Origin of the sequence: Paenibacillus zeirhizosphaerae, assembly GCF_030705605.1 — a bacterium.
In the GTDB taxonomy this organism is placed as follows: domain Bacteria; phylum Bacillota; class Bacilli; order Paenibacillales; family Paenibacillaceae; genus Paenibacillus; species Paenibacillus zeirhizosphaerae.
Genome location: NZ_JAPCKK010000014.1, coordinates 304,268 through 322,920 on the forward strand (window position 1 = coordinate 304,268; position 18,653 = coordinate 322,920).

Genomic DNA, 18,653 nt, shown 5'->3' on the forward strand with positions numbered 1-18,653 from the left:
CCCTTTACTTGCTGTCAGCTCCTGGCTCATCCGCCGCAGCATCGTAAACCTTTTCCGCAATGTCTGTAAACAAGACGCCGTTCAGGTGGTCAATCTCATGCTGAAAAGCGCGGGACAACAGGCCAGTAGCCGTGACGGTCAGCGGCTTCCCTTCGCGGTCGAGCCCTCTGACTTTCACCTTCTCGGCACGGCGTACATCCCCGTTTAAACCCGGAATACTCAGGCAGCCTTCCGGCCCGAATTGCTCGCCTTCCTTTGCCACAATTTCCGGATTAATCATTTTGATCAGCCCATGCTCGTCGCCGGCATCCACCACGATCAGCCGTTTCAGAATACCAACCTGGGGAGCGGCCAGACCAACACCCTCCGCGTCATACATCGTATCCGCCATATCGTCCAGCAGCTTCTGCACATTTGGCGTAACTTTGGTAACTTCCTTGGCTACTTTATGAAGTACCTCATCAGGTTCTTTAACGATAAAACGAATTGCCATTCTTAACCCACTCCTACCTTAGGAAGCTGAAACTATCCTAATATGATTATGAAAAACGCCATCCCTCGGATTATATGCGGCTCCGCCCGTCTACATTAACATTTGCGGATCAACATCGAGGCTGATTTGCAGATGCTGGCGCTGAACGGCATCCGCCATCTCATCCACCACATTCCTGACCAGTCCGACAGCGTCGATTTGTCCACGCCATTTTATCATACATTGAAATCTGTATCTATTTTTGATTCTCGGCACCGGTGAAGCCACTGGCCCCAGTATATCCAATACATCGGGTGTAAAACGGTCCATAGCTCCGAACCAGCCCAGCTTTCTGGCTTTTCCTTCTAGCGAAGCCTTGAAATTCTCCGCCAGCCGGACAAGAACAGGAAGCTGCTCATGTGAAAAGGTCACCATAATCAGGCGGCAGTACGGCGGATAATGCAGACTGCGGCGGTGATTCAGCTCGTCCCTTATAAAAGAAGCGTAATCATGCCTGCTCGCATGGATGATGGAATAATGGTCCGGGGTATAGGATTGAATAAAAACCTCACCGGGAAGCTGGTGCCTGCCGGCCCTGCCCGCCACCTGAGTAAGTAATTGGAACGTTTTCTCCGCCGCCCGGAAATCGGGCAGGTTGAGCGAGGAATCGGCGGTGATGACACCGACCAATGTCACATCCGGAAAATCGAGCCCTTTGGCAACCATCTGCGTGCCAAGCAGCACATCGGCTTTTTTCTCCCGGAAACGAGTCAGCAGCTTTTCATGTGAGCCTTTTTCGGTTGTTGTGTCCACATCCATACGGATGACGCGTATGCCCGGAAACAGCTTGGCCAGTTCTTCCTCCACTCGCTGCGTACCGGTTCCGAAATAGCGAATGTGCTCGCTCCCGCAGTCCGGGCACACTTCCGGCGCAGGCGCCGCATAGCCACAGTAGTGACAGCGCAGGTTATTGGACCGCTGATGATAGGTAAGCGAAATGTCACACTCCGGACACCCGGCCACATAACCGCAACTGCGGCACATGACGAAGGTGGAGTAGCCCCTTCTGTTCAAGAGCAGCACCGTCTGTTCACCACGCTCCAGCCTGCCTGCGATGCCATCATGCAGCGCCCGGCTGAACATGGAACGGTTGCCCTCCCGCAGTTCGTCCCGCATATCTACGATCCGTACCTCCGGCAGCGTGTTGCCGAGGGCGCGGGTATGCATTTCCAGTAGTAGCGGGGCAAACTCATCATTGCTTTGCGATCGGGCTGCATGATAGCTTTCCAGCGCTGGCGTCGCCGAACCGAGAATCACGACAGCTCCATGCTGGTGTGAGCGCCGTATCGCAACATCCCGGGCATGGTACTTCGGTGTTTCCTCCTGCTTATAAGACGATTCATGCTCCTCGTCCATGATAATCAGACCAAGCTTGGCGAACGGAGCAAATACAGCAGAACGGGCTCCAATGGCGACCTTAACGCGACCTTCACGTATTTTACGCCATTCATCATACCGCTCTCCGCCCGACAGACGGCTGTGCATAACTGCCACCTGATCACCAAACCGCCCTTTGAACCGTTCCACCATTTGCGGTGTCAAAGAAATTTCGGGAACAAGCACGATCGCCTGCCTTCCCTGTTCAATACAGTGGCTGATGGTTTGCAGATAGATTTCGGTTTTGCCGCTGCCGGTAACGCCATGAAGCAGGAAAGCCCCCTGCTCACGCGTTTCCAGCTGCCGGATCACCCGTTCAAATACATACTGCTGTTCACCAGTTAGCTTGAGCGGCTGTGTCGGTTTGAAGTATCTACCGCGATACGGATCGCGGAACACCTCCACATCCTCAATCCGCAGATGCCCCTTGTTTTCGAGCGCTTTTACAGCCGCCGCCGACACATGCAGGGAAGCGAGCACCTCCTTCAACGGAAGAGGCAGGAATTCCTTGCGCTCCAGCAAGAAGGCGAGTACTTCCTTCTGGCGCTGCGCTTTTTTTGGAAAGTCGTCAAGCGCGGCTTCAGCCTCCTCGACCGGAACAGCCAAATTAACGGCCTTCAACATCTTCTTCTGCAGCTTGTCCCTGATGGTCTGGCTTTCCTGCAGCACACCACGTCTCAGCAGAGCCTTGATAACCGCTGCCTCTTGCGGGAATTGCCGGCTTAACGCCTGCAGCGCTACCTGCTGCTTGCTGCGAATATAGGTCACGATCCCCCGCTCCACCGGGTCGCTCATGCCGTCATCCTCCAAAAGCGCACCGGCGTCAGCCGGAGCTTCGTCAGCCACTGGCCGGTCAGCCAGGGAAATATAACGCTCCGCCTTGCCTTTAAGCGCTGTCGGAATCATGGCCTGCAGTGCCAAAATCCGGCTGCACGCATACCGCTCGCTCATCCACTCGCCCAGCTCTACTAAATCGGGAGACAGCGGTGGAACCAGGTCCAGCAGCTCCTGCAGCGGCCGGAGCTTAAAGCGGGATGGCTCCGCCTCCGGCTGCATCGAGGTTACAAATCCTTGTACCGTGCGTTTACCGAAGGGAACGGCAACCCGGCTTCCCGGCTCAATCCAGGTACGCATTGAATCGGGAATCAAATAATCAAAGGTCCGGTCCGTATCCTTGGCGGGCACGTCCACAATCACTTTGGCAATGTCCATACCGTCCGCACCCCCCATCACCTTACGCCCTATCCATTCGGACAGCGGCCGCAGTCAGCAGGCGGTAAGCCACCTCATACTTGGACATGACAGGAAGCTGCTCCACCAAGCCATTGCGGTCGTAAATGTGAACCGCATTGGTGTCCGTACCGAAGCCGGCACCTGCGACGGTCACATCATTGGCTACCAACAGGTCACAGTTTTTACGTTCAAGTTTCTCACGGGCGTAACGGTCAAGCTGCTCCGTCTCCGCTGCGAACCCGATGAGAAACTGCTTCGTTTTGCGCTGCCCAAGCGATTCAAGAATATCCACCGTTTTGACAAGCTCCAGTTGCAGCGTATCGCCCTGCTTCTTAAGCTTGGATGGAGCCTCCTCCTTCGGCCGGTAATCCGCCACAGCCGCCGCCATGACCAGCATGCTGCAATCCTCCCAATGTCTCATGACCGCCTCATACATATCCTGCGCAGAACCTACCCGCTCTACAGCAATGCCTTCCGGGGGTGCAGCGCTCGTATTTCCCGCAATAATGCGGACATCGGCTCCCATTTGCTTGGCGGCCTTGGCGATGGCAAAGCCCATTTTGCCCGAGGAGTCATTCGTAATATAGCGGACCGGATCAAGACGTTCTACCGTCCCGCCCGCCGTTACAATCACCTTGCTCCCCTGCAGCATTTGAGGCAATGGCGGCTTGTCCATCTCCGCGAAGTAACGTTCAACGATCTCAACGATCGTCTCCGGCTCTTCCAGCCGTCCTTTGCCAACATATCCACAAGCAAGCTGCCCCTGGCCGGGTTCAATCATCATGACGCCGCGGGACACCAGCGTCTGCATGTTGTCGATCACTGCGGGATGATCATACATATGCACATTCATTGCGGGAGCCACCATAATGGGAGCCGTTGTGGCCAACAAAGTGGTAGACAGCATATCGTCCGCCAGCCCGTGCGCCATTTTGGCGATCATATTCGCTGTAGCTGGTGCAATAAGAACAAGATCCGCAGAATCGGCCAAATGGATATGGGATACCACCTCAGGCTGCCTCTCATCAAAGGTGTCCGTATAAACAGGATTGCGGGACAGCGTCTGCAGCGTGAGATCAGTAATAAACTTTTGGGCGGAGTTGGTCATGATGACATGTACGTCCGCTCCCTTTTGGGTCAGTTTACTAGTCAGCGCGGCTGCTTTATAAGCGGCAATCCCGCCCGTAACCCCCAGCAAGATTCTTTTTCCTTTCAACATGATCCACTCCCCTTGCAGAAAAAAATAACAACCTTGCGGTTGTCAAAAAAAGAACGGCTGAAACGCCTATTTTTTTAGATTATAAAACTTATCATTTTCAGCGAAGCTGAACAATTCCATAATCGCAACTGTCGCCAAGTCAGAAATCACTCTTCCGAACGCTCGACCTTCAATAAATTATTGTAGATTTCCTCCAGGGCTACACCAACCTGCTTATGCGATTTCGGCTGTTTTAATTCAGTCTTCTCGCCTTCACGCAGCAGTCTGGCACGGCGTGAGGCCGCAACTACGAGCGAATATTTACTGTCAACTTTATTCATCATTTCATCAATGGAAGGATACAGCATGAACAGAACACCTCTTTACAATTTATTGGGATATCCCTAGAATCAGCGAACTTTACAATGTTCGGCAATGATGATCGATTCTATTCTTTTGCAGGCCAAATCAATCTCGTCATTCACAACAGCGTAATCATAATGCTGAAGCAAATTCATCTCATCGACTGCAACAGACATCCGGTGATCAATGGTCGCTTGAGTCTCCGTCCCGCGTCCGCGGATCCGATCCTTCAGCTCATCCAGCGAAGGAGGCAGCAGGAAGATAAAAATTCCTTCAGGGAATTTCTCCTTTACCTTAAGTGCTCCCTGAACTTCAATCTCCAGGAAAATGTCATTCCCCTGCTCGATCGTCTGCTCGACAAAATCCCGCGGAGTCCCGTAATAATTGCCTACGTATTCCGCATACTCGAGCAGTTCATCCTTCTCTATCATATCGAGAAATTGCTCTTTTGTCTTGAAAAAATAATTCACCCCGTTTTCCTCACCCTGCCGGGGCTGGCGGGTCGTTGCCGAAACGGAGTAAGTCAGTTCCGGCAGACGCTTGCGGAGTGCGCTGCCTACTGTTCCTTTGCCGACACCCGAAGGTCCGGATAAAACGATTAATAATCCCTTAGCCATATTACACTCCATTTTATTCGTCATGATCATCATCTTTGGTGGATAGGCGGTGTGCCACTGTTTCCGGCTGCACCGCTGACAGGATCACATGATCGCTGTCCGTTATAATGACCGCCCGGGTACGGCGGCCATAAGTTGCATCAATCAGCATATGCCGGTCACGAGCTTCCTGAATGATCCGTTTGATCGGAGCGGATTCCGGACTGACGATGGAGATAATTCTATTGGCCGACACAATATTGCCGAAGCCGATGTTAATCAGTTTGATTGCCATATTCAGGTACTTCCTCCTATACAAATGACTGTTGCCGCCAAGCCAGCGGGAAGCTATTCCATATTCGCAGCTTGTTCGCGAATTTTCTCCAGTTCCGCTTTCATTTCAACCACGCGGTTCACCAACTCAAGATGATTGGCTTTGGAGCCGATCGTATTCACTTCCCTATTCAGTTCTTGGATCAAAAAATCAAGTTTACGGCCGGCGGGCTCGTCCGACAGCAGGAGATTCCTGCATTGGCCTAAATGACTACGCAGCCGGATCAGTTCTTCATCGATATTGGACCGATCTGCGAACAGCGCTATCTCCATCCCCAGTCTATGCTCATCCGGCAATATAGCGCCGCCCTGCAGCTCCGCAAGCCTTTGCTTCAAGCGGTTCCTGTAATCGTCGACAACCGTGGGAGCCAGTGCCGCAAGCTCGCTGTGCAGCATTTCCAGCCGCTCAATCCGGCTATTGAGGTCAGCCGCCAGCACCTGGCCTTCCCGGCTTCTCATATCAAGCATCCCGGCGACGGCCTCTCCCAGACCGCGCAGAAGAAGCTGCTCCCATTCCGCGTCTTCGACTTCGACAGTACCGTCCCGGTCGACCCACACATTCGGAAGAGCGAGCAGCTCGCTGATTCCAATCTTCCCATCAAGGCCATATTTGGAAGCGAGCTGCTCGGCGGTCTCCAGGTAGGTCTGCACTACCGATTCGTTTAATTGTACGTATGAGTCCTGTTCCTCATCCCGTTCTCTTTGTATGAAGACATCCACGCGGCCTCTCTTCACCCGCCGCTGTACCTCTCTTCTCAAACCGTCTTCAAAACGGGTCCATTCACGCGGAATCCGCATCATCACCTCGCAATACCGGTGATTTACGGATTTCACCTCAAAGCGCACTTTATAGCCCCCGTGATGGAGGACGGCTTGACCGTATCCGGTCATACTTAATGACATCGGCATCACATCCATTACACTATTTTAATGGATTATTGTGACCGAAACAAGGGGGACGGACGCTGTCCCGATTTTTGCCAAACATAGGAAGTCAGCTCGACGCTCATTTCGTAGAGCATAAACGGCGTCATCAAATAAATTCCGTTAAAATGCTCCATCGCCGCATCCACCAGCTCCTTGGCGATCGTGACGCCCATCGCCCGTCCTTCCGGTCCCTGAAGTCCCGCCATTCGCGCACGTACCGCATCGGAAAGCTGAATTCCAGGCACCTCGTTATGAAGATATTCCGCATTACGACCGCTTGCCAGCGGCATGATACCAATAAAGATCGGCACCTCCAGATGGGCGGTCTGCCGTTTGATCTCTGCAATCAGTTCAGGGTCGTAAACCGGCTGAGTCATAATGTAGTCGGCACCTGATGCAATTTTTTTCTCTAGCCTCTCCACGGCCTTATTTAAATGCTTGACGTTCGGGTTAAAGGCTGCGCCTACTATAAATTTTGCCTTTTGCTTCAGCGGCTTGCCCGAGAAGGCAATCCCGTCGTTCAGTTGCTTGATCATACGGATGATTTCAAATGAAGTCATATCATATACTGAACTGGAACCTGGCAGGTCCCCGAACCGGGCCGGGTCTCCCGTTACCGCAAGCACATGATCGATGCCCAGGGCATCAAAACCCATCAAATGCGACTGGGTTCCGATGGAGTTCCTGTCACGGCAAGCAATATGGATGAGCGGGCGCATTCCCACTTCACTACGGACCAGATAACCCAGGGCCATGTTGCTCATGCGTGTCACAGCCAGCGAGTTATCAGCCAGTGTCAAGGCGTCTGCCCCCGCCGCCTTCAGGGCGCGCGAGCCCTCTATAAATTTCGTAATGTCAAGATCACGCGGCGGATCAAGCTCCACGATGACCGTGTGCCGCTGCTTCACGAGATCAACAAGCGTCGGTTCCTGCGGGGAACCGCCCCCCACGATGTCTTGCTGCTCATGATCGTTCACCAGTACTGTTGGTCGGACCCTGCCGACCTCGGGCGCTTCAGGCAACGCAGCCGGAGCATATCCCTGTAGTGCAGTCGCAATAGCAGCAATATGTCCAGGGGTGGTGCCACAGCATCCCCCGATCAGGCGCGCTCCCCGGTCCGCAAAGGCAATCGCACACTCCGCCATATACTCCGGACCCGCTCCGTACACATACCGGCCGTCCACGTAATCCGCCAAACCGGCGTTAGGAAATATGGACAGGGGAACATCCAGGGGCCTGTTCAGTGTTTCCACTACGCTCATGATGCCCTGCGGTCCGGAATGGCAGTTGAAGCCGAGCACATCAGCGCCCTCCCCGCGCAGAACGGCAAAGGCCTCATTGATACTGAAGCCGTCACGCGTCATACCAACTTGATCCACAGCGAACTGGCAGATGACCGGCAGGTCGCTGTACGTCCGAATACACTGCAGAGCGGTGCGGATCTCCTCCAGTTCATAGAACGTCTCCAGCAGCATTCCGTCCACGCCCTCAGCCAGCAAGGCGGTAATCTGCTGATCAAAGTTCCGTTTGAGCTCCTGATCTGTAATATTAATGCGCTTGGCTCCGTAAATAGAGCCCATCGCGCCTACAACATAGTTATCGGGACCTGCCGCCTGGCGCGCGATTCGGACGCCCTCGCGGTTGATTTCATCCACTTTTGATTCGAGGCCAAATTTACCGAGCTTATAGGCATTGGCCGAGTACGTATTGGTCTCCAGCACGCGGGCTCCGGCCTGCAAATAACGGCGGTGAACATCCCCGATCACTTCCGGGGCGGTCAGATTCAACTCCTCGTACGAAATCCCGACCGGAAACCCCAACTGATATAGAAATGTTCCCATAGCGCCGTCCCCGACCAGTACTTCCTTTTTCCATGCCGTGCGCAAATCCGGTTTCATCCGCTTTCTTCACCCCGTCATTTTTGTTTCATACTAATGTAACATAATCCTCACTGGAACATAAGACAAAAGATTAAGAAACATCCGTCCATCCCCACAAAGCGAAGGCAGCCTGCCGTCCCGGAATATAATGATACCTCTATTATTGCAGCTTTCCGTTAGACGGGACGAGGCTCAGCTCATAAAAGACACCTTTTTTGTTGATTTTCCCAGCGAGTGTCGCCTGCCCCTCTCTGGTGAAGGTATAGGTGTTCTTCTGAATCTTTACGCTGTAACCGGAAAGACTCATATTGAACAGCCGTTTCGCCTTAACTGCGGCGGCAACCTTGGCTTGTGTCTGTGTGTATTTCGGCATGGCAAATGCAGCGGCAAAATCCCGGTCACTCTTCCAGTCCGTTTGCGGGGTGGATACCTCAAGCACTCTGCCTGTCACAGCCCCGATTTTGACGCTGTTGGATTCGTTCGCATCCTCAAATATCCAGTAGAAGCTGCCGTTTTTGTCGTCTTTATGCCGGGAAGCATGCGCGACATCAACATTTATGCCCCCGGTGTTGCGCATGGCATTCTCCGCCCGCCTCACCAGCTTGGGATTCACATCCCCCACCGGATATTCGGCATTGATTGAAATGCTGTTTTCGTCCGCTATATCTACATACAGCGATGAAGAGCTGTCCCCCGCTCCCCAGAATACCCAGTAATCCTTCGGCTCATTAGTCTGATAAGGTGAATGCACACGCCAGAACGCTTCAAACTGCAGCTTTTTACCGTTGTCGAAGGATTCTACAGCTTTTAACACTTTATTCTTAAGTCCATCAGGAAGCACTTTGTCCATACTGCCTATTTTGTATTTTAATGTGGTGGATTCCACTCTGCTGTTGACTTTATTATATTCGGTCTGAAATACGGCCGCCCCGTCATTTAGCTGGCCTTCAACAATCCATGTTTTGCCCATATCCATGACCGTGTCAAAAGTGAAGGCTTCATTCCCGGCCAGCTTTCGCACAGCTTCCTCCAGACGGCTGGTTACCGTCGGCGTCAGAGATGAAACCGTTGTGACCGTCGTTTCTCCGGTCGAAGGAACAGATGCCGCTTGGGCAGAATGCGCGGCCGTAAACATCATTACCGCCGTCGCTAAAAACAACCATCCTTTTTTTCGCATTCGTCTTACCGCCTCCTTCTCTCTCATTACTTATGATTATAACGTTTTTTTGCATGCAAAACAGACAAGTCTTTCTGTAAAACGACAAAGTTCCTGTCTAATCCCCTGGATTGCTGCACAGCTCATCCATGACAAATAAAGGAAGAGCGAGTATTTGTGGACATTCTGACCACCAATACTCGCTCTTTTTAATCGAGACTGTTTGTTAACTTTTAAAAATCACTTATGGGGCGGCATCAGCCTTTATCCTTATCCCTGCAGCAGCTTGTTACACTTGAATACTTCCGGTAAATACCGTTTCCGCCGGGCCTGTCATGTAGACACGGTTGTCCCTTTCGTCCCACTCGATCCACAAATCTCCGCCCTTCAGGCTGACCACCGCTTCCCGGCCTGTATACCCGTTCAACACGGAGGAGACCAGTGTAGCACAGGCTCCGGTGCCGCAGGCAAGCGTGGGACCCGCTCCTCTTTCCCATACCCGCATCTCAATACGGCTGCGGTCCAGCACGGTTGCAAACTCGACATTCGTCTTGTTCGGAAACAGAGGATGCACCTCCAGAATCGGCCCCCACGTATCCAGATCAAAGTCCGCAGCATTGTCCACGTAAATCACGCAGTGCGGATTTCCCATCGATACCGCCGTAAAACGGAACGCAGCCCCGCCTGCCTCCATCAATTGATTCTGTACCGGCTTCTCATCCAACACCGTCGGAATCAGCAAACCATCCAGCACCGGTTCCCCCATATCAACACGCACCTGGCTCACCAGACCGTTCTCCACCGTCAGCACCACCTGCTGAACCCCGGTGCTCACCGTTTCAATCGTCAGTGTTTCCCGGTCCGCATAACCATGATCATAGACATATTTGGCGACACAACGAATCGCGTTGCCGCACTGCTCGGCCTCTGAGCCATCCGAATTGATAATCCGCATTTTGAAATCAGCCTGCTCCGAAGGGAGGATGAACACCAGCCCGTCCGCACCTATGCCAAAAAAGCGGCTGCACCATTTCACAGCCCATTCGGACGCTTGCAGGGGCAGCTCCTGTTCTCCGTATACCACGATAAAATCATTTCCCAATCCGTGCATTTTCGTAAATTGCAAGTTTTCCCCACTCCTTGGCAGCTGCATCTAATTCGGTCCACGGCTGCTGACATATACCACACTAACCACCGTACCGATCGTATGATCATGATAGCATACCGCCAAGTCGAGGTAAAAGAACTTTGCGCAATGGCCCTGCTTGACCTCAGTTTATGCGGACAAATTCGGCTTGCTCTGCAGGAAACGGCCGGGGCCGCCGCGGCGGCGGTGACGTCGCCCTCCCCACACGCTGCCCGCTCCCATCAGAAATGTCGGAATGCCTGCGAATACGATGGCGAGCGCCCATTCACGCATGCCAAGCGGCACTGTTTTGAAGATAGACTGCAGCGGCTCCACATACATGACGACCAGCATCAGGACGATGGAGGACAGTACAGCGAGCACGAGATAGCCGTTCTGAAGCGGGTTGCGGTGAAAAATGGATCTGGAGCTGCGGCAGTCAAATACATGAATGAGCTGCGCCAGCACCAAGGTCGCAAAGGCAACCGACTGTGCTTTGGCTAACTGTGCCGCGCTGTCGGGAGCGACCCGGAGCGTCAGCCAGAAGGCGGCAAGGGTGCAAAAGCCGATCAGCAGACCACGGCTAATAATTTTCCAGCCGAGCCGACGGGCAAAAATATTTTCCTTGGCTCCGCGTGGACGCTGCTCCATCAGGTCCTTCTCAGGCTGGTCAACCCCGAGCGCCATGGCCGGCAGCCCGTCGGTAACCAGGTTGACCCACAAAATTTGAATCGGCAGCAGCGGCAGCGGCAATCCCGCCATCATCGCGAAAAACATGGTCAAAATCTCTCCCACATTGGAGGCGAGCAAGTAGCGGATAAATTTGCGGATATTCTCGTAGATACTTCGTCCTTCCTCAATCGCCGCCACAATCGTCGAGAAATTGTCATCATTCAGCACCAGGGAAGCAGCTTCCTTCGTAACATCCGTCCCGGTAATGCCCATCGCTATACCGATATCCGCCGCTTTGATGGCAGGGGCGTCATTAACGCCGTCACCAGTCATCGCCACCACATGCCCCCTGCGCTGCAACGATTTAACAATCCGCAATTTATGCTCCGGCGATACCCGTGCATAGACGGATGTGCTGTCCACTGCTTTGTCCAGTGCTTCTTCATCCATATTGCTCAGTTGCTGCCCCGTAAGGACCTGCGACCCGCGCTGCAAAATACCGAGCTGTTGGGCGATCGCTTCCGCGGTTGTGCCGTGATCTCCTGTAATCATGACAGTGCGTATGCCTGCCCGACGGCATTTCAGTATTGCCTCCCTGGCCTCGCGGCGTGGAGGGTCGATCATGCCGGTCAGACCGATGAACACAAGCTGGGATTCCGCTTCGGATTCGCTGCCGACATTCTCTTGCGGGCGCAGTTCACGATAAGCGATCCCGAGCACACGCAGCGCGCCGGAGGCCAGGCCTTCATTCGCTGCCATCACCTTCTGGCGCAGCGTGCCGGTCAGCGGAATTTCATTTCCCTCCCACAGAATGCGGGTGCACTGCTCCAAAAGCATGTCCGGGGCACCTTTACAGAAAATAGTACGTTTGCCGCTTCGATCACCGATTAGCACAGACATCCGCTTCCGTTCCGAATCGAACGGAAACTCCTTCTCCCGTGTATAACTCTCTCCCAGTTCCTGCTGTGTTACCCCACCTTTAGCTGCAAGCGTAACAAGGGCGCCTTCCGTAGGATCTCCCTTGAGCTCCCACGTGATCTCCTCTTGTACACTAACCTTCTTTTTCCCCCGGCTCCAATCGGTTTCCGCTTGCGCGATCTCCGCATTGTTGCACAGTGCCGCGCCCTGAAGCAGCCTGCGCAGCGCCGAATCATTCTTCAGATCCGCCGGGCGGCCGCCCGTGAGAATGCTGCCGGACGGTTCGTATCCTTCACCGTTAACCTGCAGCTCACGTCCGCCAATCCATAGACGGGTGACCGTCATTTTGTTCTGTGTCAGCGTGCCCGTTTTATCGGAGCAAATGACCGATGCGCAGCCCAGCGTTTCCACGGAAGGCAGCTTGCGCACGATAGCCTTGCGTTTGATCATGCGCTGAACACCAAGTGCAAGAGCAATCGTAACGATCGCAGGCAACCCTTCCGGAATTGCCGCCACGGCCAGACTGACCCCTGCAAGAAACATAGCAACTGCCGGCTGACCATGCAGAATTCCTGCAGCTACAACTAGCACGGTTAACGCCAGCGCTACGATGATTAAAATTTTGCCGAGCTGCTCCAACCTGTGCTGAAGAGGCGTTTCCTGTGCTTCGGTGTTTTGGATCAAATCCGCGATTTTGCCCATTTCTGTGTTCATTCCTGTACGGACAACGACTCCTTTCGCTGTTCCGCGTGTAACCATCGTACCCATGAAGCCCATATTCTTCATGTCGCCGAGGGGAACTTCCGCGGTTGGAATCGGACGGCTGTGCTTGCTTACCGGTACCGATTCACCGGTCAGAGCCGATTCTTCAACATCACAGCTACTGGTATGCAGCAGCCTAAGGTCCGCAGGTATGCGGTCCCCGCTCTCCAACTGTACGATATCTCCCGGAACAAGCTCCTTGGCGGGAATCAACAAGCTCTTCCCATCCCGGACCACTTTCGCGGACGGGGCGGACAATTGCTTGAGTGCCCGCAGCGAGCGCTCTGCCCGAAATTCCTGGACAAATCCGAGCAAACCGTTCAGCAGTATGATGGCAATGATGGTAATGGCGTCAAGATACTCTCCCAGCAGCCCCGACACAAGCGTCGCTCCCATGAGGACAAGCACCATGAAATCTTTAAATTGATTCAGCAGCAGCGTGATAGGTGAAATGCGCTTACCCTCGGAAAGTTCGTTCCAGCCCGCCTCTTTGCGGCGGAGCGTTGCCTCATCCCCTGTCAGACCGCGCTTCGGATCCACGTTCAAGTCCGACTGCAACTGTTCTGCGCCTAATTGGTGCCAATGCCTTTGTTCCATTCTTCCGTTTCCCCTCCCGGTCTCTCATAATCCGTTCGTCGGCTGATGCAGTTCCGTCCAGCACACTGAGGTAAAGAAAATAAGCGGCCGGACAGCCTCTACTTCAATCTATTCGGACAGGTTCACAATTATCACACGGGCTGGTCTTATGTTTTGGGGCAAACTTATGTATCATAAAGGAATAGGTCATTCATATATCCGGAAATGATCGCTATCTATCATTCATGACAGGAGAACTGCAATTATGGCATTAGACGGAATCGTTACGCGCGCCATTGTCCAAGAGCTGCAAAGCTGCCGCGGCGCACGCATTAATAAAATTCACCAGCCCAATGAAAGAGATATTGTATTTAATCTGCGGGTTCAGGGCGGGAGCGGAAAATTGCTGCTGTCGGCAAACCCTACTTATCCACGTGTTCACTTTACGGCCCAGACCTTCATCAATCCCGCCGAGGCCCCCATGTTCTGCATGTTGCTGCGCAAGCATTGCGAAGGCGGCATCATCGAAGACATCAGACAGGTCGGCATGGAGCGTATCATTCATATAGATATAAGACAGCGGGACGAGCTGGGTGACCTGTCACAGAAACGCATCATTATTGAGCTAATGGGGCGGCACAGTAACATCATCCTGCTGGACCCGGCGACAGGCACCATCCTGGACGGCATTCATCATGTGACCCCGGCAATCAGCAGCTATCGTGTGGTCATGCCTGGCTTCTCGTACACGGAACCGCCGCAGCAGCATAAGCTTGACCCGCTTGAGACGGATACAGCCGCTTTTCAGGCTGCACTCGATACGGAGCAAGCGGATATATCACAGTGGATCGTGAATACATTTACCGGCATCAGTCCTTTAATTGCTGAAGAGATTATGCTGAGGTCAGCCGACGCCGCAGGTCTGCATCCAGGGGAACAGAGCGGAGATGCGGAACGTTTGTGGAAGGGCTTTTCAGAGGTAATGGCCGACGTCAGAGAGCATCGCTACCAGCCTGTATCCGGACAGAACACGAAGGGGAAGGACGTTTTCTCCGCCATCCCCCTGAGACAGATTAAAGGGGCAGCCAAGGAATATGACTCCATCAGTCAATGCCTGGAGGATTTTTACGGCGATAAAGCCGAACGCGACAGTGTTAAGCAGAAGGTAAGCGACCTGCTGCGCTTCCTGCAAAATGAACGCAGTAAAAATGTGAAAAAGCTGGACAATCTGCAGCGGGATTTGATGGATGCGGAGGATGCGGACCAGTACCGTATTTACGGGGAGCTGCTGTTCGCCTCTCTGCATGAGGTGACCAAAGGGGATAAGGAAGCGGTGCTTGTCAACTTTTACGATGAGCAGCAAAAGCCGGTGGCCATTCCGCTCGATCCGCTGCTCAACCCCTCTGACAACGCCCAACGCTATTTTAAAAAATATAACAAATACAAAAACAGCCTGGCCGTCATCGAGGAGCAAAAGCTCAAAACCCATGAGGAAATCACCTATATTGAAAATCTGCTCCAGCAGCTCTCGCATGCATCCATGAGCGATATTGAAGAAATCCGGGATGAACTGGTGCAGCAAGGATATCTCCGTGACCGGGCCAAGAAAGCCAAAAAGAAAAAAAAGAATGACCGCCCGTCACTGCATCAGTATATTTCTTCGGAAGGCATCGAGATTTATGTGGGCAAAAACAACCTGCAGAATGAGTATCTTACCAATCGACTGGCCGGACCCAATGATACATGGCTCCACACTAAGGATATCCCCGGCTCTCATGTGGTGATTCGCTCGGACAGCTATGGTGATACAACCTTGGAGGAAGCAGCGCAGTTGGCAGCCTATTTCAGCCAGGCCAAGCAATCGAGCAGCGTTCCTGTCGACTGTACCCTGATCCGCCATGTCCGCAAGCCGAGCGGGTCCAAACCGGGCTTTGTCATCTACGACCATCAGCGGACGCTGTATATTACGCCGGATGAGGAGCTGATCAAGCGGCTCCCCAGCAAGCTGAAAAGCAGTTGAGACCCTGCTACTGCAGCTTTCCCTGCAAGTCCATATTGAAAGAAAAAAGGATGAGGCCTGTGCAAAACACGCACGGCTTCATCCTTTATTATTGTTCCTGCTCCAAGGCTTGGTCCGTCAGGCTCCCTGCACGGCGGCTTGCAGTCGCTCAAGCGTCTTGATATCGGCTGTGCGCCCGCCCAATTCTCCATGAAACACGACTCCCTGCCGCATTCCGTGAAAATCAGAGCCCCCCGTAGGAATAAGCCCATAGCTCTCAGCCATGTCCCGGTACTTCGCCTCCGCGGCAGCATCATGATCCGAGTGGCTCACTTCCAGTCCGTCAGGCTTCTCCTGCTCGAGAATAGAACGAACGAGTTCGTCGTCTCCATATAAGCCGGGATGGGCCAGCACCGGCACACCTCCTGCTTCCCGAATCCAGCGGCAGCCTTCGCCAGGCGAAAGACGGGGGACAGAGATGTACGCAGCGGCCCCCTCAGCCAGATATTTGTCAAAGGCATCCCTGAGATCAGCCGCATAGCCCTTTGCTACCAGCACATCAGCGATATGAGGTCGCCCCAGGGTCTCGTCCGGCTCCAGCGGCCTGCCCAGCCGGTTCTTGATCTCTTCCATGGTGATTGGAATGCCAAGATCATTAAGCTTGGCAATAATAAGTCCGTTGCGTTCATCACGGGTTCGCCGCAGTCCTTCCAGACGCTCCAGAAACACAGGGTCCCGGTAATCGACATAATACCCGAGCACATGAATGTCCTTTTCCTTCATGCGGGTACTGATTTCAATGCCGGGAACAACTATTATCCCGTATTGCCGCCCGGCCTCAAGTGCTTCCGGTACTCCGGCTACCGTATCATGGTCGGTGATCGCCACGGCAGCCAGTCCTTTTTGCCTGGCAAGCCTGACGTTATCAGCCGGAGATTGCATGCCGTCCGATGCTGTTGTGTGCGTATGTAAATCACATAAACCTTGCATTTCCATCTTCTACACCCCCTCTTTCTGTGGCTGGCCTTTGTCCTGTGCCTCGGTCATCTGCTCTGGCTGGTGACGGCGTAAATAAGTCAGGAAGGTGACCGCCGGGATTGGGAGCAGAGAGGATTTTAAATGTATCGCGTAAAACTGCCGTTTAAAGGATACATCTTCAATATCCACAACCTTGAGCAAACCAAGGGCCACTTCGTGCTTGACTGAGGAAGGTGACAGCATAGTAAGGCCCAGCCCCTCCTCAACCGCCGATTTCACCGCTCCTGTACTGCCGAGCTCCATCACAGCATCCAGCCTGGAAAGATCGAAGCTTTTGCGGATTAGCTCCTCTTCCATCACCTGACGCGTGCCTGAGCCCTGCTCCCGCAGGACGAAGGGATAAGCGAGAACATCCTTCATTTGCACACTTTGCTGCTCCGCCAGCGGATGGCCAGCGGGAACGATGAGTTTCAGCTCATCCTGCATGACAGGCTCCACTGCAATATCGGCATGCTGAATGGGCCCTTCGATCAATCCGAAGCTGAGCTGGTTCTTCAGAATCTCATCCATGATCTGGGCTGTGTTCATGACCTTCATCATCACTCTGATATGAGGAAACTCCCGTCCGAACGGGCCCAGCAGCCGCGGCAGCACGTATTCTCCGATCGTAAGGCTTGCCCCGAGATGAAGCCTGCCTTCCAGCATGTGCGTGAAGGAGGACATGGACTGATCCGCTTCGCGGAAAAGCTCTATACTTCTTTTGGCGTACGGAAGCAGTGTTTTCCCCGCCTCGGACAGCTCAATCTTCTTGGTGGAACGCTTTAGCAGCTTAGCGCCGAAATAATCCTCCAAGGACTGAATTTGCATCGTTACGGCCGGCTGAGTCATATGAAGCGCTTGAGCGGCAGATGAGAAGCTCCCTCTTTCTGCTACGGTATAAAAAATATGAAGCTGATGAAAGTTCAAGCGATTCCGCTCCTTTCCTATTCCTTCATTGTAACCTATCAATTCACTGCATGCTCACAAAAAAGAGCGTGCAGTCGTCTGCATGCTCTGACAGCGCAAGACTGAGGCGGGCTCATCTCCGCTTGCGGCTATTCTTGATAAGGGTCATGCGCCGCGAATGGCGCAACCATGAATAATAGGATTTCAAATCCCTGAGCTCAATCGTTTCAGACATGCGCCCAAGAAAAGTAACAATGATCATTTTATGCAGCGGATTGCCTGCGATATCCATTTCACCGGAAAGCTGGCCGAACTCCGCCACGACGACGATATCTTTATCGATAAGATATACATCCTGTTCATTGCGGTAATAAGATGTCACTCTGTTCTGCTTGAGGCATTCCCATAACCAGGAAGCAATCTGATCTGTACCGGTCTCCTTGTTCTCCACGCGATCGCTATAACGCATTTTGGCATGGTTCGTTATGACGATGTCGGCTACTCTCTTATCGCCCAAAGCTACAAAGAAAGGCTCATAGGTACTCCAACGCTGCATTGCTTTATCTCGCATGGGATATCACTCTCCGGTAGATAGGTCTTACTATCTAAATATATCCAATATGTTACTTTAATAGTCCCACGGCTACAAACTATTCATGTAGACTAAGTGTGTGCCTATAGACAAGTATACCTTGCTTTCTTCCTCGGAGCAAAACTGACACATGACAGCAATTGCTCAAGATGCCAAAAAAAACAGCCTCAGGGCTGCTTTTTTTGAATTTGCTGCTTTATTGCGTTTTAAGAAGCGACTAACGGTAGCCTACATCCCGTAAAAATTCGTTTTATCCTGAGCTTTAGTGTACTCCGTCTTGATTTCGTTCCTGAAAGAACGCTCAATTTTACGCACATATGAAAGCCTACGGATATTTTTAACCGTATCCTCCGCACGTTCCGCATCCATATACATGACGACATATTGAAGACGCTTGGAAATATAATGAACGCTCCCGTATTTCTCCAGGTTGCGCGCGGCTTTCACATCGGATACCCAAATGATATAACCTGTCCGTTCGGCAAACATG

Annotated in this window: 16 protein-coding genes; 1 reads left to right on the forward strand and 15 read right to left on the reverse strand. The window is 52.9% G+C overall.

Features of this window, described 5'->3' with window-relative positions; genetic code table 11:
• Positions 1–4 precede the first annotated feature (4 nt).
• The 11 genes from def to OIN60_RS08585 all read right to left on the reverse strand — a co-directional run bounded on the left by def (position 5) and on the right by OIN60_RS08585 (position 13,670).
• The gene (def, locus tag OIN60_RS08535) at positions 5–493 is read right to left on the reverse strand and encodes a peptide deformylase (RefSeq protein ID WP_305754438.1); all 489 of its coding nucleotides are present in this window, start codon (positions 491–493) and stop codon (positions 5–7) included.
• A 90-nt stretch (positions 494–583) separates the two neighbouring features.
• Complete coding sequence (gene priA, locus OIN60_RS08540) at positions 584–3,121, reverse strand: primosomal protein N' (RefSeq protein ID WP_305754439.1); 2,538 nt, start codon at positions 3,119–3,121, stop codon at positions 584–586.
• A gap of 22 nt (positions 3,122–3,143) precedes the next feature.
• Positions 3,144–4,361 carry a bifunctional phosphopantothenoylcysteine decarboxylase/phosphopantothenate--cysteine ligase CoaBC gene (gene coaBC / locus OIN60_RS08545; protein ID WP_305754440.1) on the reverse strand — a complete coding sequence of 406 codons (1,218 nt, stop codon included), beginning with the start codon at positions 4,359–4,361 and terminating at the stop codon, positions 3,144–3,146.
• 146 nt (positions 4,362–4,507) lie between these two features.
• Positions 4,508–4,708 carry a DNA-directed RNA polymerase subunit omega gene (gene rpoZ / locus OIN60_RS08550; protein ID WP_305754441.1) on the reverse strand — a complete coding sequence of 67 codons (201 nt, stop codon included), beginning with the start codon at positions 4,706–4,708 and terminating at the stop codon, positions 4,508–4,510.
• Positions 4,709–4,750: 42 nt separating this feature from the next.
• The gene (gmk, locus tag OIN60_RS08555; RefSeq protein WP_305754442.1) at positions 4,751–5,320 is read right to left on the reverse strand and encodes a guanylate kinase; all 570 of its coding nucleotides are present in this window, start codon (positions 5,318–5,320) and stop codon (positions 4,751–4,753) included.
• Positions 5,321–5,333: 13 nt separating this feature from the next.
• Positions 5,334–5,594 carry an extracellular matrix/biofilm regulator RemA gene (remA, locus tag OIN60_RS08560; RefSeq protein ID WP_020615370.1) on the reverse strand — a complete coding sequence of 87 codons (261 nt, stop codon included), beginning with the start codon at positions 5,592–5,594 and terminating at the stop codon, positions 5,334–5,336.
• A 53-nt stretch (positions 5,595–5,647) separates the two neighbouring features.
• Positions 5,648–6,535: a YicC/YloC family endoribonuclease gene (locus OIN60_RS08565; RefSeq protein WP_305754443.1), complete on the reverse strand. Its 888-nt coding sequence runs from the start codon at positions 6,533–6,535 to the stop codon at positions 5,648–5,650.
• Between the two features lie 32 nt (positions 6,536–6,567).
• A complete protein-coding gene (locus OIN60_RS08570) occupies positions 6,568–8,457 on the reverse strand; it encodes a bifunctional homocysteine S-methyltransferase/methylenetetrahydrofolate reductase (RefSeq protein ID WP_305754444.1) in 1,890 nt (629 codons plus the stop codon).
• A gap of 142 nt (positions 8,458–8,599) precedes the next feature.
• Complete coding sequence (locus OIN60_RS08575; RefSeq protein WP_305754445.1) at positions 8,600–9,616, reverse strand: hypothetical protein; 1,017 nt, start codon at positions 9,614–9,616, stop codon at positions 8,600–8,602.
• Positions 9,617–9,884: 268 nt separating this feature from the next.
• Positions 9,885–10,721 (reverse strand): diaminopimelate epimerase, encoded by an 837-nt coding sequence (gene dapF / locus OIN60_RS08580; protein ID WP_305754446.1) that lies wholly within the window; start codon positions 10,719–10,721, stop codon positions 9,885–9,887.
• A gap of 150 nt (positions 10,722–10,871) precedes the next feature.
• A complete protein-coding gene (locus tag OIN60_RS08585; protein ID WP_305754447.1) occupies positions 10,872–13,670 on the reverse strand; it encodes a calcium-translocating P-type ATPase, SERCA-type in 2,799 nt (932 codons plus the stop codon).
• Positions 13,671–13,914: 244 nt separating this feature from the next.
• On the opposite strand from OIN60_RS08585, the gene OIN60_RS08590 reads away from it, so the two are divergent.
• Entirely contained in the window at positions 13,915–15,669 is a 1,755-nt protein-coding gene (locus OIN60_RS08590; protein WP_305754448.1) for an Rqc2 family fibronectin-binding protein, read from the forward strand.
• 117 nt (positions 15,670–15,786) lie between these two features.
• On the opposite strand, the gene OIN60_RS08595 is transcribed toward OIN60_RS08590, so the two are convergent.
• From OIN60_RS08595 to OIN60_RS08610, 4 genes are all read right to left on the reverse strand, one after another.
• The gene (locus tag OIN60_RS08595; RefSeq protein WP_305754449.1) at positions 15,787–16,644 is read right to left on the reverse strand and encodes a PHP domain-containing protein; all 858 of its coding nucleotides are present in this window, start codon (positions 16,642–16,644) and stop codon (positions 15,787–15,789) included.
• Between the two features lie 3 nt (positions 16,645–16,647).
• Positions 16,648–17,592, reverse strand: a complete 945-nt coding sequence (locus OIN60_RS08600) for a selenium metabolism-associated LysR family transcriptional regulator (protein WP_305754450.1) — start codon at positions 17,590–17,592, stop codon at positions 16,648–16,650.
• A 112-nt stretch (positions 17,593–17,704) separates the two neighbouring features.
• Positions 17,705–18,142 carry a hypothetical protein gene (locus tag OIN60_RS08605; protein ID WP_305754451.1) on the reverse strand — a complete coding sequence of 146 codons (438 nt, stop codon included), beginning with the start codon at positions 18,140–18,142 and terminating at the stop codon, positions 17,705–17,707.
• A 249-nt stretch (positions 18,143–18,391) separates the two neighbouring features.
• Complete coding sequence (locus tag OIN60_RS08610; protein ID WP_305754643.1) at positions 18,392–18,652, reverse strand: YlbG family protein; 261 nt, start codon at positions 18,650–18,652, stop codon at positions 18,392–18,394.
• Between the last annotated feature and the right edge of the window lies 1 nt (position 18,653).